At 35.6% G+C, this 21,805-nt stretch carries 19 protein-coding genes and 1 tRNA gene; 12 read left to right on the top strand and 8 right to left on the bottom strand.

All coding sequences use genetic code 11. From position 1 onward, the window contains the following. The first annotated feature begins 5 nt into the window (after positions 1-5). Entirely contained in the window at positions 6-1,496 is a 1,491-nt protein-coding gene (locus VCM44_RS02960; protein ID WP_334677970.1) for a hypothetical protein, read from the top strand. A gap of 3 nt (positions 1,497-1,499) precedes the next feature. Here VCM44_RS02960 and VCM44_RS02965 read toward each other — a convergent pair whose 3' ends face one another. After that, positions 1,500-2,306: an HD-GYP domain-containing protein gene (locus VCM44_RS02965; protein ID WP_114705679.1), complete on the bottom strand. Its 807-nt coding sequence runs from the start codon at positions 2,304-2,306 to the stop codon at positions 1,500-1,502. A 187-nt stretch (positions 2,307-2,493) separates the two neighbouring features. Here VCM44_RS02965 and VCM44_RS02970 point away from each other — a divergent pair, with 187 nt between their 5' ends. Both VCM44_RS02970 and VCM44_RS02975 read left to right on the top strand, forming a co-directional pair. Then, positions 2,494-3,564 (top strand): hypothetical protein, encoded by a 1,071-nt coding sequence (locus VCM44_RS02970; RefSeq protein ID WP_334677971.1) that lies wholly within the window; start codon positions 2,494-2,496, stop codon positions 3,562-3,564. Next, on the top strand, positions 3,545-4,222 hold the full coding sequence (locus VCM44_RS02975) for a hypothetical protein (RefSeq protein ID WP_334677972.1): 678 nt from the start codon (positions 3,545-3,547) through the stop codon (positions 4,220-4,222). The genes VCM44_RS02970 and VCM44_RS02975 overlap by 20 nt, the downstream gene beginning before the upstream one ends. On the opposite strand, the gene VCM44_RS02980 is transcribed toward VCM44_RS02975, so the two are convergent. The 6 genes from VCM44_RS02980 to VCM44_RS03005 are packed head-to-tail and all read right to left on the bottom strand — an operon-like array spanning position 4,219 to position 9,679. Then, positions 4,219-5,385, bottom strand: coding sequence for a trans-sulfuration enzyme family protein (locus VCM44_RS02980; RefSeq protein ID WP_334677973.1), 1,167 nt, complete (start codon positions 5,383-5,385; stop codon positions 4,219-4,221). The genes VCM44_RS02975 and VCM44_RS02980 overlap by 4 nt on opposite strands. 10 nt (positions 5,386-5,395) lie before the next feature. Continuing rightward, complete coding sequence (locus VCM44_RS02985) at positions 5,396-6,778, bottom strand: pyridoxal-phosphate dependent enzyme (RefSeq protein ID WP_120405437.1); 1,383 nt, start codon at positions 6,776-6,778, stop codon at positions 5,396-5,398. 14 nt (positions 6,779-6,792) lie between these two features. Next, positions 6,793-7,776, bottom strand: coding sequence for an ArsA family ATPase (locus VCM44_RS02990; protein ID WP_162929692.1), 984 nt, complete (start codon positions 7,774-7,776; stop codon positions 6,793-6,795). Between the two features lie 5 nt (positions 7,777-7,781). After that, the gene (locus VCM44_RS02995; protein WP_334677974.1) at positions 7,782-8,594 is read right to left on the bottom strand and encodes an ArsA-related P-loop ATPase; all 813 of its coding nucleotides are present in this window, start codon (positions 8,592-8,594) and stop codon (positions 7,782-7,784) included. Further along, positions 8,594-9,244, bottom strand: a complete 651-nt coding sequence (locus VCM44_RS03000) for an outer membrane protein (RefSeq protein ID WP_120405434.1) — start codon at positions 9,242-9,244, stop codon at positions 8,594-8,596. The genes VCM44_RS02995 and VCM44_RS03000 overlap by 1 nt, the downstream gene beginning before the upstream one ends. 45 nt (positions 9,245-9,289) lie before the next feature. Continuing rightward, complete coding sequence (locus tag VCM44_RS03005) at positions 9,290-9,679, bottom strand: polyhydroxyalkanoate synthesis regulator DNA-binding domain-containing protein (protein ID WP_114705671.1); 390 nt, start codon at positions 9,677-9,679, stop codon at positions 9,290-9,292. Positions 9,680-10,148: 469 nt separating this feature from the next. Here VCM44_RS03005 and VCM44_RS03010 point away from each other — a divergent pair, with 469 nt between their 5' ends. The 8 genes from VCM44_RS03010 (at position 10,149) to VCM44_RS03045 (ending at position 19,840) form a co-directional block, all read left to right on the top strand. After that, positions 10,149-12,011, top strand: a complete 1,863-nt coding sequence (locus VCM44_RS03010; protein ID WP_334677975.1) for a tetratricopeptide repeat protein — start codon at positions 10,149-10,151, stop codon at positions 12,009-12,011. 71 nt (positions 12,012-12,082) lie between these two features. Then, positions 12,083-12,625 carry a hypothetical protein gene (locus VCM44_RS03015; protein WP_334677976.1) on the top strand — a complete coding sequence of 181 codons (543 nt, stop codon included), beginning with the start codon at positions 12,083-12,085 and terminating at the stop codon, positions 12,623-12,625. Between the two features lie 108 nt (positions 12,626-12,733). Next, the gene (locus tag VCM44_RS03020; RefSeq protein ID WP_120405432.1) at positions 12,734-14,497 is read left to right on the top strand and encodes an ABC transporter substrate-binding protein; all 1,764 of its coding nucleotides are present in this window, start codon (positions 12,734-12,736) and stop codon (positions 14,495-14,497) included. Positions 14,498-14,628: 131 nt separating this feature from the next. Next, positions 14,629-15,570, top strand: a complete 942-nt coding sequence (locus VCM44_RS03025; protein WP_114705667.1) for an ABC transporter permease — start codon at positions 14,629-14,631, stop codon at positions 15,568-15,570. Positions 15,571-15,578: 8 nt separating this feature from the next. After that, positions 15,579-16,451 (top strand): ABC transporter permease, encoded by an 873-nt coding sequence (locus VCM44_RS03030; protein ID WP_114705666.1) that lies wholly within the window; start codon positions 15,579-15,581, stop codon positions 16,449-16,451. Positions 16,452-16,553: 102 nt separating this feature from the next. Next, positions 16,554-17,372, top strand: a complete 819-nt coding sequence (locus VCM44_RS03035) for a hypothetical protein (RefSeq protein WP_133296867.1) — start codon at positions 16,554-16,556, stop codon at positions 17,370-17,372. Beyond that, a complete protein-coding gene (locus VCM44_RS03040) occupies positions 17,369-19,675 on the top strand; it encodes a hypothetical protein (RefSeq protein WP_334677977.1) in 2,307 nt (768 codons plus the stop codon). The genes VCM44_RS03035 and VCM44_RS03040 overlap by 4 nt, the downstream gene beginning before the upstream one ends. Before the next feature lie 81 nt (positions 19,676-19,756). Continuing rightward, a tRNA-Leu gene (locus VCM44_RS03045) sits at positions 19,757-19,840 on the top strand. 291 nt (positions 19,841-20,131) lie between these two features. On the opposite strand, the gene VCM44_RS03050 is transcribed toward VCM44_RS03045, so the two are convergent. Then, positions 20,132-20,845 (bottom strand): hypothetical protein, encoded by a 714-nt coding sequence (locus VCM44_RS03050; RefSeq protein ID WP_334677978.1) that lies wholly within the window; start codon positions 20,843-20,845, stop codon positions 20,132-20,134. Positions 20,846-20,916: 71 nt separating this feature from the next. On the opposite strand from VCM44_RS03050, the gene VCM44_RS03055 reads away from it, so the two are divergent. Further along, entirely contained in the window at positions 20,917-21,804 is an 888-nt protein-coding gene (locus VCM44_RS03055; protein ID WP_334677979.1) for a helix-turn-helix domain-containing protein, read from the top strand. The last annotated feature ends 1 nt before the right edge of the window (position 21,805 follow it).

A 21,805-nucleotide genomic window follows, 5' to 3' on the forward strand; every position in this document is an offset into this window, starting at 1 on the left:
TTTACGTGGCCAAGAAAGGTTTTTTCGACAAGATGAAAGGAAAGCTCAAGAAGTCAGAAGATGATGAAGAGTTACTTGATGAGTATTCTGAAGAGTCTGAAGATGAACTTGATGAAGAAGATGAATCAGTCGATTTAGACGACGCCACGTCTACTGATATAAAGATACCAGGAGGACCTGAGATACAAGGGATTCCAACCGATGAAGATATTTCAGAATTTGATGATGAAGTCGAAGCTGAAGACGCTATTGATAATGATGAATCTGATGACGAAGAATACGAAGATGATGAGGATGAGGATGAGGATGAAGATGAGGAAGAAGAGAGCTTCTTAGAGAAACAATCACCTTTTCTTGCAAAGTTATTAAATAAGAAAAAATCTGACGATGATGAAGACGAAGACGAAGACGAAGACGAAGATGAAGACGATGATGATGATGAAGATGACGACAAAGAAAAGAGCTTTCTAGAAAAGCAGTTACCATTCTTAGCAAAGCTAATGAAGAAGAAAAAGTCTGATGACGAAGATGACGATGAAGATGGTGACGAGGAAGATGAAGACGACGATGACGATGATGATGAAGATGAAAAGGATGAGAAAAAAGAGAAGAAAAGCAAACTCATTAAGATCATCTTAATTGTCGCTGTAGTCGCTATGGCCGTTGATACCTTCTTACTTAGTGATTCTTCTGAAGAAGAAGTTCCAGAGGTGGCCCCAGTAAAAAGAAAAGCAAGAAAGCCACGAAAAGCTAAACCAAAGAAAACGCAAGATAAGGCACAAGAAAAAACAGTTCAAAAAGCTGACGAAAAGAAGCCTGAAAATACTAAAGAGGAAACTAAGCCAGTTGTAGAAGCTAAAGATGAGCAACCACAAGGTGATAGTCAAACTGCTGGGCCAAGTGATGAATCTCAGGCGAAACCTTCAGATGAAGTGACAAATCAAAACGTTACTCAAGAAACAAAGTCTGATACTGAAAGCTCTGATGGTAATGTTGATTCAATGGATGAACCACAAGTTGAAGATCAAGCAACTACAACGAATCAGGAGTTAGGTGAGAAAACGCAGGGGTCATCTTCTGATCCACTTATTGTGGCGCCTTTGCCTGAGACTAGTGATATGGATTCTACTATGATGGGTGAAGCAAGAGATTCCAATGAAGATGAAGATCAAAAAGAGTCTCTTGATTCTGCTTTAGGAAAAATCGTCGATAAGCTTGAAGAAAACAAAACGGCCGTAAAGGATAAGGTTAAGTATAGTGCTCCACCAAATTATGAAAACTTTGGTCGTGGACTTGTTTATAATTGTAAAGGAAAACACTGGGCATGTGTTGATCGTGAAGCATATATGAGCTGTAAGGCAAACCAAGCTTGGTTTAGACAAGAAGGCAAGCCAACGGAATGTGCAACATCGAAGATTTTAGCAACGGAATACGATTGTAGAACTTTACAGGAGTATAATATTAATACTGTTGCTGAAACACCAAAGTGTGATTAGAGATTAAGCAGCATCTTTTTTGAAGAGGCCATCAATGATAGTAAGAGTAAAAGTTTTCTCTTGCTTAGCTTCTTCTTTTTTCATTGCGCGAATAAATGCTTGTGCTAGCTCTGGGTCAAATTGTGATCCAGAGAACTCATCGAGTTCTTCATAAGCAACTTCATAATCAAGTCCCTTACGGTAAACTCTTGTTGAAGTCATAGCATCAAATGTATCAGCAATAAGAATAATTCTAGAGAAAAGAGGAATTTCTTCGCCTTTTAGTCCTTCCGGATAACCACGTCCATCCCATCTCTCATGATGGTATTTTGCAAACTTTGCAACTTTTTCAAAATGAGTAAACCCTTGTAGGATTTCATAAGATTTCTCAGGATGACTCTTCATTTGAAGGAATTCATCTTCAGTAAGTCTTGATGGTTTATTAAGAACGGAGTCAGGAACTCCAATTTTACCAATATCATGAAATAGAGCAGATAGTTCTAGGTCATATAATTCTTCTTCATTTAGTCCAATTTCTCTTCCTAAAGTGAGGCTGAAATAAGCAACGCGAGTACTATGTCCATATGTATAATGATCTTTGCAGTCTAGTGCGTGAAGGATTGTTCGAGCGGCCATCTCACAGATCTTTTTCTGTTCTAGTTTTAAGGCCTTGTTTTCTGCTTCTAATACGGCAGTAGGATCTGTCTGTACAGAGTTTGAAACCTTGTTCTTTGTGTTGGCTTTAGGTGATGTCGTTTTTTTGTCAGCACTCTTACGAGTACTCGCTTTTTTTCTGCGTTCACCCAAATTTACGATTTTGCTCTTCTTCATTTATCAAGACCTAGTGTTATAGTCAGGTTATACCCATATTCTAATAATTCTTCGGGTTATTCTTAAGGAATCTTTAATTTAATCGGGGCATTAGTATGATATTAGTCGCTTATTGTGCTAGAATACTTTCTTAAGGTGCCAAAATTTAGTGCCATACCTATATAATTTTGAATACTTAGGAAGAGTTATGCACGTTCGAATTATTGATTCAGATATCGATAAAATTGCCGTCGATAAGCTAAATAATCTATTAGAATTATTAAATTTACCTCAATCTCAAGAGGGACAATCTTCAATTGACCGTGAACTTGATGCAAGTCAAGTGGTGTTTACAAAGTCATTTAAGAATGTCGAAAGCAAGGACCATTTTATTATTATCTATAATGAAGGGGATGATCTTGATCGTTCATTATTAGACAATGAGATGTGTCTTGGAATATTTTTTGCAGACAAGTCTGTAGAAGAAAACTATCTCAATATAAAAAATGCGATAGAAGGGCTAAGAGCGTTAGAGACTCAAAAGCAATTATTATTCAAGATGAATTCTGTTATGGAAGGACTTGTTGGCCAAGTCGAAAATATTAAAGAAATGCATCGTAATATGGCGCCATTTAGAAGTGAAAAGCTAAGAGGAGTAGGAATTACTTCACGCTTTTGTGCTGGTACATCAAATGGTGGCGAGTTTTTTGACTTCTTTAAAATTGGTGGCGAAGTATGGATTGTTTCATTACATGCATCATCATATATGCTTATCGGAAACTTCTTATCACTAATCGAAACTTGGAAGCTAGAGTCTAATATTGATATGACTAAAGTCATTTCAAATTTAGAAAGTAAGAAAGATGACTTTACTGAATATGGAGATGCTTCCATTTTAATTGCTAGAATTAAGCTTTCAGACTTAAGTGCTGAGGTGCTTAATATTGGTGATCATGAATTATTAAATAAAGATGGTGTTGTATTAGCGAGAAATGGTAGCGCGTTCCCATCGAACTATAATACATCAACGCAAGAAGTTCAGTTAAATAAAGGTGAAGGCCTGTTATTGCTATCTCCTGGCTTTTTTAAGAATATTGAAGATAAAATTGATGGAGAAGAGTATTTAACATTTGTTAAAAAGAATTGGGCGGCTCCTGTTGAATTCATTAGTGAATTAACATTTCAAACAAAAAAGGGCTATAATGAGAATGACTTCTTACCAAATGATCAAACAATTCTAATGATAGAGGTAGATAAAAATGCAATTTCTAAAATTTAGTATTCTATTTTTAACAATTAATTCAGTAATAGCATTTACTGGGACTGAATGTTTTCAGTCTTCCTTTGATGTTTCTGTCTCTCATAAGTCATCACCATTTGGACTCTTAAATAAAACCCTGACTATTTCTAAAAAAGAGTGTGAAGTCGAAGTGGCCCATAACGAATATAAGTATCACAATCGATCGTGGGTGATTGATATTTGTCGAGATCCAGTTCATATAAAATCAACGACGACGTCAATCGATGTTTATCGTAAGGCCGGAGAGTGTCATAAAACTTCAAATGACTTCTGTGATGAGTATAAGACAATACGTAAAATTATCGAAGATGATGGGCTTATCTTTGCAGAAGGTGCAAAGAATAATCTTAATGATCCACACGGAAGAGTTTTTTGTGCAAGCTTAGTACTAAACGCATACTTGAAAGAAAATAATATTTTTAATCGCAATGGTAATTATGATTCATTAATGATTCGTAAGCCAATTGCGAGAATACCTGAAGATATTAAAAAAGCTAGAGCAGAGTTCAAAGCAGAGAAAGAAACAAAAGTTGAGACAACGCAAGACAAAGCAGCAGAGACTGAAGTTGAAGAGTCTTCAGACACAAGCTCTGATGGCCTTGAAATTGATGAAAATGCAGGCCCTGGAACTTTCTAGATTGTCTTAAATGCTCTTTCTAAATCTGAAATTAAATCATTAGCATCTTCAATACCTACAGATAGCCTTATTAGGTTGTCTGTTAGGCCGATACTTTCACGAACATTCTTGGGAACAGAAGCATGAGTCATGATCGCCGGGTGTTCAATTAAGCTCTCAACACCACCAAGGCTTTCAGCTAAAGAGAACATGTCGACGTTTTGTAAAAACTTCTTAGACTTTCTAATGTCACCTTTTAGGAAAAATGTAATCATCCCTCCAAAGCCACTCATTTGTTTTTTTGCGATTTTATGTTGAGGGTGACTCTTAAGGCCTGGGTAGAGAACTTTATCTACTTTTGGATGCGACTCGAGATACTTTGCTATTTTCATTGCATTCTTTGCATGAGCTTCCATTCTAATAGCAAGAGTCTTGATACCTCTAAGTACTAACCAAGAGTCAAATGGTGATTGTGTTGGTCCAAGAGATTTTTGAAGTGTCCAAAGTTTCTCGTAAAGTGCTTTGTTGTTGAGCATACAGGCTCCACCAACAACATCAGAGTGACCATTGATATATTTAGTCATTGAGTGCATCACAATGTCAGCACCAAGATCTAATGGGTTTTGAAAATAAGGACTCATAAATGTGTTATCAACAACAGTTAAAGTCTTATATTTTTTCGCAAGTTCTGAAACTTTCTTAATATCAGAAATTTTTAAAAGTGGGTTCGTTGGTGTTTCTACCCACATTAATTTAGGCTTATGTTCTTTTAGTGCCTCTTCAACTTTTTTAGGATCAGTTGTATCGACAAAGATAAACTTATGAATGGAATTAAAAACGGTCGTAAAGAGACGATAAGTTCCACCATATACATCATCACCACAAAGAATCGTTGATCCAGCTGGCAGAGCATGCATTATTAGCATTTCAATTGAAACACCGCTTGACGTTGCCAGTGCATATTTTGCGTTCTCTAGTGCCGCAAGTGATTCTTCTAATCGCGTCCTTGTTGGATTATGACAACGTGAATACTCGTAGCCTTGGTGAATACCTGGGCTTGTTTGAGCATATGTTGTTGTTTGATGAATTGGCGGTATAACTGCGCCTGTTTCTTTGTCGGGGTGAGCCCCGGCATGGATACATACCGAGGCTTTTGCTGCTTTTTTAAGAGTGCTTTTCTTCAAGCCTTGATCCTTAGTTAGAACCTTTTTCTGACATATACTGAAGAACATCAATTTCTGATAATAGATCAGAAACTTTTCCATCTTTAGTGATAATGGCAACTTCCTTCTTAAGTAGTGCATCAGCAACTGTTTCAAGAAGTTCATTACAATCCACAACTCTGTAGTTGTTAGAGATAGCTAATGAAATATTATCATCTTTTTGGAACTCACCCATGATAACTGGCTTAATTAGACTCTTCTCTGTACAAAGACCAAGAATGTCACCATTTTTACTAACAACTGGAACTTGAGAAATATTCTTCTCTTCCATTAGAGTAATGGCCTGTCCAATAGTCGTTGTATCTTCAACAGTAATAATGTTTCCATTCTTACCAAGAGTATTTAATACCTCTGAAATTTGAACATTGAATGATGAATCTAAGTATCCACCATCACTCATCCAATCATCATTATAGATTTTTGAAGCGTAACGGTTTCCTGAATCGTGAAGAAGAATAAGAATCTTTTTCTTAGTAGTTTGTTTCTTCGCATATTTTAGAGCACCTTCAATAACGGCACCTGCTGATCCACCAGCATAAATACCTTCTTCTTTAAGAAGTTTTCTCGTCATTAGGAAAGACTCTTTATCATTAACAACTTCAAAGTCATCAATTAAGTCAAAGTCATAATTCTCTGGAATGAAGTCCTCGCCAACACCTTCTAAAACATATGAGTGAGCTTGTCCCATTTCTCCAGTCTTGTGGTAACCAGCGATGATTGAACCAACACAGTCAACACCAATAATTTCAACTTTATCCATTTTTTCTTTGAAGTAGCGTCCACAACCACTGATTGTCCCACCAGTTCCAACTGCGGCCATAAATACATCAAAGTCACCTTGAGTTTGCTCATACATTTCTGGAGCCGTCCAAGTGTAGTGTGTATTTCTATTATGTAGATTATCGTATTGATTTACGTAAAATGAATTTGGAATTGTTTCAGAAAGTTTCTTTGAAACAGAGTAGTAAGAACGAGGATCTTCTGGCTCTACGTTTGTTGGACAAACAACAACTTTTGCTCCAAATGCTCTAAGGTTATCGATCTTTTCTTTTGATTGCTTATCAGCAAGTACGAAAATACATTTGTATCCGTGAACTGCTGCCCACATCGCAAGACCAACCCCTGTATTCCCAGAAGTACCTTCGATGATCGTTCCGCCTGGCTTTAGATCACCTTCTTCTACTGCACGATCAAGCATGTATGCACCGATACGATCCTTAGTTGATCCACCTGGGTTCATATATTCTAATTTTACGTAAATTTCGCAATTAAGGTCCTTACCGATATGATTAAGTTTTACAATTGGTGTATTCCCAATTGCTTCGACAACGTTTGCTTTAGCACCTTTCATCATAATTAAATCTCCATTTACTTCCAGTGTTCTTCTAACTCTTCTAACTGCTTGATAGGATCAAACGTTGAGAGGTCTGGAAATGTAATTGCTTCAATCTGTGATTTCTTTGAGATCGAAGTTTTTATTTCTTCTTGTTTGATTATTATATCTTTAAATTCTTTCATTTTTTCTGTCTTGGGTTCCCAAGAGGCGAGGTTGTTATACCATGATTTGTTAATTATTAGGTAACGTTCTGTGGTCATTTGGGCCTGAATTGAGTCAAGAATCTGTTGAGTTTCAACCTCTTTCATATGCTCAGCAGAAGTAACGAGATACCACCTCGATCGCTGGGCACTATTGAGAACTTTTTCAACTTTAATACCTTCAATAAACTTATCTCGATTCTCATAGAGAATAGTGATGGCCTCAAGAAAGTCATTAATAAAGCCTTTGCCGGTAACACTTTCTAAATAATTAAGAAACTTCTCAATCCCAGCGGTAATAATGCGGTTAAAGAAGCGTCCAGGCTTATTCTTATTAGTAATGTACATGAATGCATCAGCAAATGTTTTATTAAAGAATTTATTAATCTTATTTGATGAATTCAAAAAGTCTAAGAAGTTCTTTCCTGGCGCAGTGTCGACGACGATAGAGTCATATTTTTTAGTTTCAAGTTGATTTTGAATCTCTAGGACTGCAAGAATCTCATTTAGGCCACCGCGACTACTTGTTAAGTTTTCTAGTATTTTATTATCAACTTTCTTCCCGAGAATCTTTTCAAATGATGTTTTAGGATCAAGTAATAAAACATCAAAGCTGATTTCCTTATCAGTGAACTTAATCACTTCTGATGCATCTTTTAAGCTAAGTAATTGACGCAGTCTTTTGGCCGGATCAATCGTTATTAAAAGAACATTCTTTTTTTGAGAAGCCAGAAAGAAGGCACGTGAAGTTGAAATCGTTGTTTTTCCAACGCCACCTGTTCCACAAAATATTTCGACTTCTCTATAGCTTTCCACGATTCCTACTTTGATTTAAAAATATCAACTTTCTTTGTAATAATTCTTGTTAATTCCTCGACTTGTTCTTTTTGTGTCGGTACGACAATTTGAGGGAAACTTAGGTGAGGGGTAACCTTAAATTTCTCTTTTAGGCTTTCTTGGTCTTGGATTTTTGCCCTGATAAAATCTGGCGTATCATCCTCTGGAAAGTCATTTAGTGAGAGATCACAATTTAGGATCTCAATTGTCGAGAGATTATATTTCTCTTTTAGTTCTCGCTCTAGTTCTTGGCCTTCTTCAATGGCAAGCTCTGTCGGAATGCTAACAACCACACATTGAGTATGTTCATCGTTTGTTAGAAAGTTATGCATTTTATCGATATCATTTGCAATGGGACCGATTTTAAAAATATCTTTAAAGACTTTTGGTGAATGTATTGTCGAAAGAAGATGACCTGATGCCGGTGCATCAACGACGACGATATTGCGATCATCTCGAGCAAGATCAATAATATGCCCTAAAAAGATGAGTTGCCCAAAGCTTGGAACCATATCAAATAATGCATTAAAAAAAGATGTTGATACAATCCACTTTGCAATTGTTTTGGAGTTTAGTTTTCTCGCAATATACTCTTGAACTGAACTAATATGCGTTAACTCAACGGTATTAACATTTAACTTATTGATAAGATCCTTATCAGCATTTTGTTCAAACGAAAAAAAATAGACGTTCTTATTTTGATCGAGTTCAGTTAGAGACTTGGTCAAGGCAAGGGAAGTGAGGGTTTTTCCGACACCTCCCTTACCTGTGACTATATATAAGTCTTTAAACTTCATTAGAATTTATAGAACGCAGTAAGAAGCATTTTAAAATAATAACCTTCTACGTCTGCAGTGCTTTCTTGTTCGACATCAAAAGGATTGTTGTAAATGAACATTCCACCAACTGAAATCTTGCGATTTAGATCGAAGTCAGCTCCAGCAACGGCTTGATAACCGAATACTGTCTTACCTTTTGATTTATAGTTTACAGTTTTTAATTGAGGACGGAAGAAGCCAAGTCCACCACCAACAAATGGTTGAAAGGCATCATAGTGAAAAAGTTTTCCTTTAGCACCAAGAACAAGTCCAGAGATTTTTGAATACGTACCTTTCTCTTCTAGTTCATGTTTTGAGAAGTGAAGGTTGGCATAAAAGTCAAAAGAGTACGAAGCCTTGTAATTATAAAAGAGTTCGGCCGTGATCTTATCTTCACCGTTGTCTTTAAAATCACTCATTAATAAAGTTTGCCCAATTCCAATTCCAAGAGAATGGATGTGCAATTCTTGACCGCTTAAAAGTTGAGCTGCAGCGACCGCATCCTCATTCTTTTTGGCTGAATTCTTTGATGTTAATTGCTTAACGGTTTGTGCCTGAGCACTAAAAATAAAAAGGCCTGCTAGAATAACTGCAGGCCTTAATATAGATTTTGAAATTTTTAAAATCATTTCACCCTCTAAACTAAATATATATGCAGTAATAACTGCCCTATATTAGTTTAAAGTAGTCGTAGTTTCAACAGAAGAGTTTAGGTTTGCTGCACTGTTGAAAGAGTTGAAAGACTGAGCTGGAGCTTCTTCAACTACTGGAGCTTCAATTCCTTCTAGTCCTCTAATATAACCAGTGAATGTACCTTCTTCACCACGGATAACTCTCTTAAGAAGTTCAACGTCACCTGGCTTAGTTGATTTTTTCTCTTGATCAAAAAGAAGTTGGATTTGAGTCATGTAAGTAATGTCATTTTTTGTTTTGTTATCAATTACTTGAATCTCGTGACCTTCTCTGATGATTTGAGCGATCTCTTCAAGAGTCACGTAGCAACTTTGATGAGTGTCATAAAGTTTTCTGTTTTGGTACCTTTTAATAATTCTTACATCATTCATTCTACTACCCCTATTGGTTTTAACGAATATAGCTCAAAAGATTAATGAGATCTCCTGAGTTAAAACTAGTTAATAATTAACACGTTGCCTCGTAATAGTTAAGCTCTTTGTATTAATTTCATTTCTCAACAAAAATTAATAAAATTAAGTACTTAGTGGTTCATCTTTTTTTGCTTCAAGCTTTGGCCTTAAGCGATATTTATTGATTCCCACCGTGTCTATTGCTCAGCGTTTTGAAAATTGCATCAGAGAAGTAACAATCAATGACAGTAACTGTCAAGCAATTGCGATCTTAATTTTATCTAAATTACAAGAGAATCCGTTTAATTCCCCTAATTTCAGTGACTTAGTGCAACTAAGCTTTTGTGGCCTGTTATTTCTGCCGGGGGTCATTTTACTGAGAATTCTTTTTAAGAAATATCTATTTAGGTCGAAGAGGTACCAAGGCATAAAGGCCAAGGATTGTTTAATGTTCAAATTTTTCTTTAAAAAATCAATACTTCTTCTACCGCTTGCAGCATTAGTGAGCTGTGCGACACATACCAATAAGATGACGGAAACTCAGCTTATTAACAAGGCCGCAGAGATTAAAATATCTAATTTTGAAGAAGCAAAGCGCGCACGTGAATTCGTTGAGAATTCTCTAGCGGAAGTAGTAGCTGATGCTAAAGAAAGAGGCGAAGAATCAATTAATTATGTGGCCAGTGATCTCTTTCTTAAGGCTTCTGACGCCTCCCTTGCTGGTGATGCAGCATCTGCATCATTGATTCTAAAATATGTCGTAGAATTAAAGCCAAATGATATTTATCTTCGTCGAAAGTATGCAGTTGAACTTATCAAATCAAGTCAACTAGAAGAAGGAAAGAAAGAGTTAAACTACTTAATTGAACATGCAGATGAAGATGTAAAAGCAAAAGCACGTCTTTTACTTGCCGGTGTCTATGGTGCACTAGGTGAGAACAAAACAGCAATTAAATTGTATCGTAATCTTGTCTATAAAACACGACCACTTTTAAGTGAAGCTTGTATATATTTATCGAAAGCATACGTTGATGATAAGAAAGTAAAAAAGGCCATTGGGACACTTAGTTATTGTTCTCAAAAGGATCGCTCAAATCGTAGTGAATATGCTTTTCATAAAGGAAAGATCTACTTTGAAAAGTCGAAATATAAATTAGCAAAGAAGTATTTTAATATCTCTCTAAAGCTTGATCCAACCAATCAGCAAAGTACAATTCTGCTTGGTGTTGTTTTGGAGCAAGAGGGAAAATACGATGCAGCAAAAATTTTATATCGCAAGTTTTTAAAATACGATCCAAGTAATTACACAGCACTTGGGAAGTATGTGAACTTACTATTTGCTGATGGCGAATACGATGAAGTCGTACCATATTTAGAAAAGCTACTTGCACTTGATCCAGAAAACTTAAATTTAAAAGTTAGGCTTGGTGTTATTTATACTGAAACCAATCGAATCGAAGATGCAAAAAGTGTCTTTAAAGAAATTCTCGACGTCATTCCAGACTCAGATAAAGTGCTTTATTACTTAGCAAGCTTATATCAAAAAAGTGAAGATGGAGATCTTGCGGTTACTTACTACTCACGAATTAAAGAAGATAGCTCTCTTTACCACGAGTCAAATATTCAAATTGCAAATATTTTAAATGCTTATGCACAAAAAGACTCAAAGCAAGAAAAGCGCTTTGTGGATTTTGTAAAAGAGAGATCTAAAACATCTAAAGAGTTAAGATTTGAATTAGAAGTTATTTTGGCCGGATATTATGAGACGAAAAGAGATCTTGGACAAGCAATTGCACTAATGGAATCTCATGTTGAGCATGATAATTACACTGATGGACACGCTTACTACTTAGCTTCACTCTACGAAAAGAATAAGTCATTTGTTAAAGCAGAAAAGATTATGCTCGATATTCTAAAAAGAGATCCAAATAATTCTCATGCTTTAAATTTCTTAGGCTACACTTACTTAGAACAGGGCGTTCATATGGACAAGGCCTACACTTATATTAAAAGAGCGGTTCAATTGAATCCTAAAGATGGCTACATTAGAGACTCACTGGGTTGGTACTATTATAAGACTGGTGATTACAAAAAAGCATATCGTGAAATAAAGAAAGCCTTTGCTCTTGTTAGTGATGATGTTGTCATTGCAAAGCATTTAGGGCTCATATATACTTCACTTAATAAGCCTGAGAGGGCCCGTCACTATTATGTCGAGGCATTGAAAAATTGTACAAAAGTAAAAGAACGCGAAGAAATTCTCAATTATATCGAAAAGCTGGACTCTGCGCGCTTGCCTGCTTCACGTTAATTTCATGTGCAACACCTAAGAAAACTTCAACGAGTACAAAAGCTTCTACAGATAAAGTCACTGCACATAAATTGTTAAGCAGCGGACTGTGTAAAGAGTTTAAGGGAAGAGGTCGTCTTAACTTTGGTAAGAAGCAAGAGCGTTTCACTTATAATGCAATTTTTAATAAAGAAACATTTAGTCTTGCTATCGATGTTCCGTTTAAAGGACAAGAGACTTTGATTCTTCCATTAGCGACAGGAAAAAAAGTAGAGGGAACTCTTTACAAGAAAATTTCCAAAAACCTTGTTGCGGCAAATCATTTACGCACAAAAAATATTCTTGATAACTTCCTGATGCAAAATCGTCTTTTATTTAGTGATATTAGAAATGTCGACAGTAATTATTGTGACAACAAGTGTCTTCCCGGAAAAGTAACTCACTTCAGTGACGGTAAACTCGTTTATTCTAAGCAAATGAGTGGGCCGTTTGAATTCAAGGCAGAGTTCAGTCGACTTGTGGCAAATGAGTATAAGGTTATTCAGCTTCATGGCCTAAGGAAGCTCAAGAATTCTCAAAAGAAGCAGCGCGTTTTAGCGTTGGATCTAATTGTCGATTCGTGCGGTAGTATCTAGCAGTGCGGTAGTGCAAGTCCTAATAATTCCTAGTAAATTTATCTTATCTCTTGTATAAATTAGTCTGTTATTATTCTGTGCAATAATTTTACGAACAAAGGAAGGTTTATGAAATCAAGGAATCTTGTTTCATTTTTACTCATGAGTTTACTTGCAGTAACAATCTCATGTACGAAAAAAGTTGACCTAAACGAAAAGGTCTTAAATTTAGCGGTTACATCTGAAATTAAAGGGATGGATCCGATTTATTCAAATGACAAATATTCATCTAATGAAGTTGGTCGTGTTTATGAAGGTCTACTAGAGTATCACTACTTAAAAAGACCATACACATTAGTTCCAAACTTAGCAGAATCTTTACCAGAAGTTTCTGAAGACGGACTAACTTATACTTTCAAAATTAAAAAAGGTGTTTTATTCCACGATGATAAAGCTTTTGAAGGTGGTAAAGGTCGTGAGCTAGTAGCTGAAGACTTTGTTTACTCAATCAAAAGACTTGCTGATCCAAAGCTACAGGGTCTTGGATGGTGGCTACTATCTGGTAAGATCAAAGGGCTAGATGCTTGGCGTGATAAGAATGCTGAAAAAGATAAAGTTGATTATTCTGAAGAAGTAGAAGGTCTAAGAGCTTTAGATAAGTATACTCTTCAATTTAAACTTACGAAGCAATTCCCACAATTCCTATACTCACTTGCAATGCCATTTACATTTGCAGTTGCAAAAGAAGTTGTTGATCACTATGGGAAAGAATTCCTTAACCACCCAGTTGGTACAGGACCTTTCATGCTTGGTGAATTCAAGCAAACAGCTAAGAAGTTTAGCTACACAAGAAATCCAAAGTTTAGAAAGAAGCTTTTCCCATCTGAAGCAAGTGACGAATTTAAGCACATGCTAAAGTATGCTGGTAAACCAGTTCCTTTCGTTGATCGTATTGAAATCAATGTTGTTAAAGAAGATCAGCCACGTTGGCTAAACTTCCTTAAGGGTAGAGTTGATTATATTGGTATCCCAAAGGATAACTTTGAAGCGGCCGTTACTCCAGGTAAAGGTCTAGATAAGCAATTTGAAGAGAAGGGTGTTGAGCTTTCAATTTCACCATCTCTAGATGTTACTTATACAGCATTCAATCACGATCTGAAGTTACTTCAAAATCGTGACCTAAGAAGAGCACTTGCTCTTGCATATGATGTAAAAGAATTTAACAAGCTTTTCTATAATGGTACTGCTCTTCCTGCGCAGTCAGTTGTTCCTCCGGGAATTGCTGGTTATATGCCAGACTACGTAAGTCCTTATAGAAACCGTGACCTTGCAAAGGCAAAAGAGCTTCTAGCAAAAGCAGGTTACCCAGATGGTAAAGGTCTTCCAGAAATTACTTATGACTGTCCATCTTCATCGACTTCACGTCAGATTGGTGAGCTATTTAAAAAGCAAATGGCAGAAATTGGTGTAAATATCAAAGTTGTACAAAACTCATGGCCAGAGCTTCAAAAGAAGATCACTAAGCGTCAGGTTATGCTTTATGGAATTGCATGGGGTGCAGATTATCCAGATGCTGAAAACTTCCTACAACTTCTATATGGACCAAATAAGTCTCCAGGAGCAAATGGTTCAGGATATGATAATCCAGAGTTCAATAAGCTATTTGCAAAAGCTTCAATTATGCAAGATTCTCCAGAGAGAACTGCTATCTATGAAGAGCTCAATAAAATGGCAGCAGAAGAAGTTCCATGGATTTACGGTGTTCACCGTCAGTCTTACCTAATCAAGCACAGTTGGCTAAGAAACTACATGACAACTGACTTTGAAGCAGGTCAGGCTCAATACCTAGACGTGGATCTAGATCAAAAGAAGAAAATGCAAGATAAGCTATAATTTTTTATAGTACATATGGCGCTGGAGTTATCTCCAGCGCTTATTTAATTGGGAAAGGGTCTTTCTCTTTTAAATAAGCGAAAAGCTAATCGTTTAAATATGAATGCTGTTAGAGCTAAGGAGCTGTTTTTGTGAATACTTGGTCATACATTATAAGAAGACTACTTTACACGATCCCTATTATTCTAGGTGTGTGTTTAATTATCTTCGCTATCTTTAACTTATCTGGATACGATCCAGCACAACTTTTATTAGGTAAGCACGCATCAGCAAAACAAATTGCTGAAGTAAGACATGAACTTGGACTTGATCGTCCATTAGTAGAACAGTACTTAGATATCGTTAAGTCTGCTTTTACTTTCGACTTTGGTCGTTCATGGGCAACAAAGCAACAGATTATTGAAATGATTAAGGAAGGTGCGATTCCTTCATTAACATTAACTCTTCCTGCTTTCTTAATCTCAACAACACTATCAATACTTCTTGCTATTGTTGTTTCATTTTTTAGAGGGAAGGCCATTGACCGCGCACTTGTTATTATCAGTGTATCGTTAATGAGTATTCCATCTCTTGCGTATATTCTTTTCTTCCAAAAGTTTTTTGCGTATGAAATGGGGTGGTTTGAAATCTCAGGTTATGAGCACGGATTCCCGTACTTTGTACCATATATTATTTTACCAGTTATCATTATGGTTGTTCTTAACTTAGGTCCTGATCTTCGTTACTTTAGAACAGTAATTCTTGATGATATTTACCAAGACTATGTACGTACAGCACGTGCCAAAGGTCTAAGCGAGAAAGCTGTTCTTTTAAAGCACGTTTTAAAGAACTCATTAATTCCAATTATCACATATGTAATTATTCAAATTCCTTTCCTTATTTTAGGAACCCTGCTTCTTGAGAGTTTCTTCTCAATTCCAGGGCTTGGTGGTCTAACTGTAAAAGCTGTTTTTGATAATGACTTCCCAGTTATTAAGGCGATGACGATTTTATCTGCTATGGGTTATATCATCTTCACAGTTATTACAGATATTCTTTATACAGTTGTTGATCCAAGAGTAAGGTTAAAGTAGGAGTTGTCATGTCAGTAAATCATTCAAGTGAATCAAAATCATTGTGGGGACATGCTTGGACTGAGCTTAAAAGAGATAAAGCTGCAGTTTTTAGTATGATCGTTATTGGTGGATACGTACTTCTTGCCGCATTAACTTTCTTTGGAGTTATTGCAGGTGAATGGTCAAAAGAAATCGGTGCTTCATATTCAGCTCCTTCATTGGACGCTCTATTTGGTACAGATATTTTTGGTCGAAGTGTTGTTTATAAAACTTTAAAAGGTGCAGAGATGGCCATTGGTATTGGTTTCTCTACTGCTACTATCTCAACTGTAATTGGTGTAACACTAGGTCTTACGGCCGGTTACTTTGGTGGAAAAGTCGATGAATTTATCGTTTGGTTTTATACATCAATGGCATCAATTCCATATATCATGCTTCTTTTTGCTGTGACGATGGTTCTTGGGAAAGGAACTTCTTCACTTTTCTTAGCTCTAGGTATCACTTCTTGGGTTGGACTTTGTCGACTTGTTCGTGGTGAAGTTATGAGACACAAGCAAAGAGAATATATTCAAGCAGCTGCCGCACTTGGTGCTGGAAATACAAGAAGAATGTTTAAGCACATCCTTCCAAATATTTTTCACATCGTAATCATTCAATTCTCTCTGAGATTTCAACAAGCTATTAAGTCAGAAGTAATCCTTTCTTATTTAGGTCTTGGTGTTCAAGGTCAACCTTCTTGGGGAACAATGATTGATGATTCTAAGCTTGAACTAGCTCGTGGAGTTTGGTGGCAATTAACTGCTGCAACAGTTGCAATGTTCGTTCTAGTACTTGCTCTGAACCTTCTAGGGGACGCTTTAAGAGACTCTCTAGATCCAAAACTAAAGGGTAAAGCGTAGTTATTTACTCGGTTAAAATTACCTAAGATTTTCGCGAATATATCCGATAATTATTGTTAAGAGGCCCATCTTTGGGCCTTTTATTTTAGTGACTTGGATGTAATGAGAGAAATCAAACAAACCTCAATTCATATAAAAGACTCACCTTTGTTAAGAGGCGAGTTATTCTGGTGTCGACCTAGTGGCCGTAGGCTTTGTATTGGTCACGCTGGAGAGTTTGCTAATCTTGAATTAATTGAAAAATTATCATCAACGAATGACCAATTTATCCAAGAAGTCTTAATTGATGAAGAAAGAGTCTCTCAAGTTATCGATCATTTCAATGAATTAAAATCCGCAAATCTTGAAGATGTAAAAATGCGTTATCGAAACCTCGTTCTTGTGGACTTCTATCGCGTTTTAAAAGGTGAGCAAAAGAGCTCTACTTTAGATTTCTTATTTATCTGCTATGAAGTTTTTAATGATCTGGTAATCGATGAAAAAGATATCGAGGATGAGTTTATTAGAACTAATGCAATGACATTAAAGAAAGCACAAGTTTCGGCCAGTATTGTTATTTATATGGCCCTAGTAAGTGGCTATTGTGACTTCAACTTTTTAAAAGAAGTTTATAATACAATTATCTTAACCTACTATTCTTACGTTTCTCGTTACGATCATATCGTTGATGAATACAGTCGTTCTGATAAAAATATAGTTCATCAAGAATATTTAAAAGGACTATCATCAAGGTTCTTTGAGTTAGATTACGGCCTATCAGATGATATTAGTTCAATTTGGTCTCAAGTACATCACAAAGTATTTAAATTGGATTTAGAATTTAATGCAAGTGATCTAGAAAGTATATTTAAGTCGATTCTACAAACTGTTAAGGAATATCGTTATATTGATGAAATTATGACTCAGGAGAGTTCGCGATGAGCTTTCAAATCGATATTCACACATTCTTAACTGATGATGTTTTCAATAAACTTAAAGAAGTGGTTTCTGAAGATATAAATTTGATCAAAGTTGGAACTGTTGATGAATTAACGGATAAGCTTAACGTTATAACAAACGATTTCAGCACAACTGTCGATGCACAGGCAAAAGTCTTATATGTAAGTAATGATGTAAGCACAAAGCGAGCTTCTATAAGTCCTGAGGCAATAATTAATGCAAAAGAAAATGTCATTTTAGAAATTGAGCAATTCTTTGGTGTTATGCACACTCCAAAACAAAGAGTGCTAAAAAGCTTTCAATCGGCAAAGCAATATAAAATCACGTCTCGTTTTAGTATTGGATATTATTCAGACCTTATAAATTTGAAGCTACATGAAAAGTCTTTTGAAGTAGAAAATTATACAAATATGCTTCAATCTACCTTAAGTGAATTAGTCCTAGTCAAGCAGGCTTGTCCTGTTGAGATTGATCTACTATTAAGTGACAATGAAGCGCTTTTCTATATTAATGCCTTTTCAGTTTATATTGATGATAATTTAATTGAAAAAATTAGTTCATTTATGTCGGACAAATGTTCATTCTTTGGCTTAAAAAGAAATGATAAGAAGGGACAGCTTCAAATTTGCTTTACTGTTGAGAAACAAAGAAGTTATCAAGCTTGTTTTGTATTCACTAAGTCTAATGAAATAAAACGTGATTCAGTTGCAACAGTTGATATTTCAGATGAAGAAAGTATTATTGATCATAAAAATTATCATGATCCTATCGTTAAGAAAGTTACAGTAAAGACTTTAAAAGATATTGTAGAATTCATGAAGAATCGAGAAGCTAGTGAAGAGAATTTCCTCGATGATCTCGATGCATTCCCTGATAAAGCAATCTTAAAAATTTTAAAAGATGATGAAATTGAATTTATAAAGAAAAGTGTTCTTAGTGACACTAATGTCGATCTCAAAGAGGCCATTACTTCTACAGTTAAAGAGTCATTTGATGATGCAAAAAAATTCAATGAAAAATTCTTTAATAGTATTGATCGAAATACCTTTAAAGACCTTGTAAAGCCTGAAAGCTGGCCTCTTGACGGAGAAAAACTCAAGAATGAAATTGCGGACGAAGTTTTAGATAAGTCAGCTGTTAACTCATATGATGAATATGTTGAAAACGTAAAAGAGTATGTTAATGGTAAATATGATGTTCTCGATGAAGATTTCACAACAGTAAAAGATAATGCTGAGGGAAATATCGCTGAAGAGCTTATTAGAGTTAAAGGGCAAAATATAGAAGAATTTGTAAGAAGTTCTGAAACAGTTCAAATGAAGTCTAAAGTGGCCCGAATGAGTAGTCTATTCAACCAGATGAAGGATGAATTGGATAAAACTAAAGCTGAAGCTTTAGAGAATGGAAATAAAGAAGAAGAGAAAAAGGTAATATCGGGAACTACGCAACATCACAAAGAAGAGCTCCAAGTAATTTCAGGAGGTAAGCCTGAAGAGAAATCTGATATCCAAGTAGTCAAAGATAACACACCTAAAGAAGAGACAACTGAAGATTTTACTGTTGTTAAGTCTCACGATGAAGCGGCCGAAAGTTCTAAAGATGATGTCCTTGTTATTAAAGGTGATGAAGACTTTGATGAGAAAGATGATGTCTTTGTTGTAAAAGCAGATGAACAAAAAGCAGATACAGGAAAGATGGAAGTTAAGAGTGCAAAAGATCTCAATGGAGAAGATCGTTGGATTCAAGACTTAGAATCAAAAGTGGATCAACTGACAAAAGAATTAGAGATTAAAAATGACTCGATAGAAGTTATGAGTCGAAAGGTTGATGAGGCACAACAGCTTGCTGCGAGTGAAAAGAAGCAGTTGGCCAATCTTCAGCTTAAGTACAAAGAAGAGCTAGTTAAAGTTGAAAGTTTAGAAAAAGAATTAAAGAAATATAATGAAGATGAAGCTGGCGCCAAGGGTGAAAATCCTGCTGAGAAGCTAAAAGAGGCCCAGAATGAAGTTAAAAAATATAAGCAAAGACTTAAGTTTGCCCAATCTCAAATTCAAAACCTTGAAAAAGCTAAGAAAGCAGCTGCTAGTAAAGGAACTAACGATAAGAAGCTTAGTCATCTTGAGAAGATGCTAGATAAACAAAAACAGCTTAAATCTAAAGCAGATACTGAAGTTGCTAATTATAAACGCGATAATCATAAGCTCTCTCAAGAAAATAAAATCCTTTCAAATAAAATCAAAGAGTTAGAGATGAAGCTCGATAAGAAAAATAAATCAGCAGCATAATTTTTTCTTGCCAAATTATTACAAACCCTTTATAAATATTCTCACGCCTTACCAATGAAAGTTTTTTAAAACCGAATATGTGCCCAGATGGTGAAATTGGTAGACACGCTAGACTTAGGATCTAGTGCCTTTGGCGTGGAGGTTCAAGTCCTCTTCTGGGCACCATCTTTTTGCTTCCGTATCGGAGGCTTTTTTTTTGCCTTTTTTCTACCTTAAGTCCCAACTTTGTAAAAATAATTAATCGTATTACTTGTTTGAACGATCCTATGTTCCACTCTGCACGTAAACGTGCCATCGGGCACCTTTTCCCGCAGGCGGTCTGGGCACCATCTTTTTGGAGGCGGCATTTTCCAGGATGGAAAAATGACGACGAACAACGCCGACCGACCCGGATGGGAGGTCTGGTGACAGCTTCCGTATCGGAGGCTTTTTTTTTGCGTTTTATTTACGATTAGATCAGAAGTCTTGTTTTTTTGCCATCTTATGATTTCTCATTTTGTCGAAGAATCCGAGCTTTATGAGGGTTGAAAGGTACATATCAGGATTTTCTAACATTCGATTCTTCATCATACCTATCATGACTTCAATATGATTAAGACTAGGATATTTTTTAAAGATATCGTCATAATTCTTTGGATTTATACGATGGGTCCAGAGATCTGCAACATCAATACCTGCTCCATAGTGAAGGTATTTCAATTCTTTGCTCTTGTTTTCTGCGTGTCCTACAGCATCATGTAAAATAATCATTTCATTTATTTTTTGAAGCTCTTCTTCTTTGTAATGTTCTTTACATATATGTACTGCTTCTTTTGCTCCTACGATCTCAAAAGTAGAGTTTGTACAGTCTCTCATTAAACCTAAATCATGCAATAGAGAACCTATAAAGAATACTTCGTCATCAACATCTTCATTCAAGATATTCATCATCAACTTACCAAAAGCATAGCTTCTAATTCCGTGATTAAAAAGGGCCGGATGATAAAGTTCTGTAGCGATTTTAGTGATTTTACGAACTCTTTCAGAATTGGGAGGCGTGATCGTTTCGGTGTTTATATATGGCCTTTTATTAATATTTAGTTTTAATTTTAATTTATAAACAGATTCTTTAATATCATGTTTTATTAATGAGCTGATTAACCCACATTTACTTGGTTTAGTTAATTCCATTACTTCTCCTTTGTAACTCATAAAATAAATGTTCTTTGACTATTTTCACAGTGTCATATATGACATAATTTATGCAAAATACGACATTTGGAATCCACATTATGAATAGTCCAAGCTCCATGAAGAGTTTCTATACTTCAGTCTTAGATTTATTTGATATTTCGATGATGATTACACCTGAGTTTAAATATCATGTGACTCAGGAATCTAAACGACCTTTTAATAAAACGATGAAATGCGATTTTTTAATTATTCCACCAAGTTTCGATGCACCTAAGGCTACAGGAAAAGAAAGAGATATAATTACAACTTGTCTTAAAAATAAGACGACAATAATTGCTTGCTGTGGGGGAGTTTTTAAAATTGCTTCTCTTGGAATATTGGATAACAAGGAAGTTACTACACATTGGTACTTCAAGGAAAAATTAATATCTGAATATCCGAGTATTATACCTTCTTTGAATAAAGCAATAGTAAGATCTCAAGAGAATATAATAACTGTTGGTGGGGTTTTAAATTATGTAGACTTAATCGTTTACATGATTAGAAAAACACAAGGGATAAAAAAGGGATATATATTTAATCAATTTGTGCAGGGGCCTGGGATTAGGGAGAGGCAGTTCTGGGATGAAGATTTAAGTGAAGAAAAATATAGTTCATTATTTAAAGTTCTTTCTAAACTCAATACAATGAATCAAAGACTTTCAGTATTATCAAAAGAGTTTGGCAAAAGTCCTCGGACAATGCAAAGATACCTTCGAGATGAATATAATATCTCATTTCGGGAGTTGTTAAACCTATACCGCTTTTGCGAGTCGAAGAAACTTCTCTACAGAAAGTATTCAGTAAAAGAGATCGCAATTAAAGTTGGTTTTGAAGATGAAATGAGTTTTAGAAGGTTCTTTAAAAAACAAAGTGGTATGACTATTTCTAAATACCGAGAATACTTACTTTCGTAAT

The organism is Halobacteriovorax sp. DPLXC-1 (genome assembly GCF_036903125.1).
Lineage (GTDB): Bacteria > Bdellovibrionota > Bacteriovoracia > Bacteriovoracales > Bacteriovoracaceae > Halobacteriovorax_A > Halobacteriovorax_A vibrionivorans.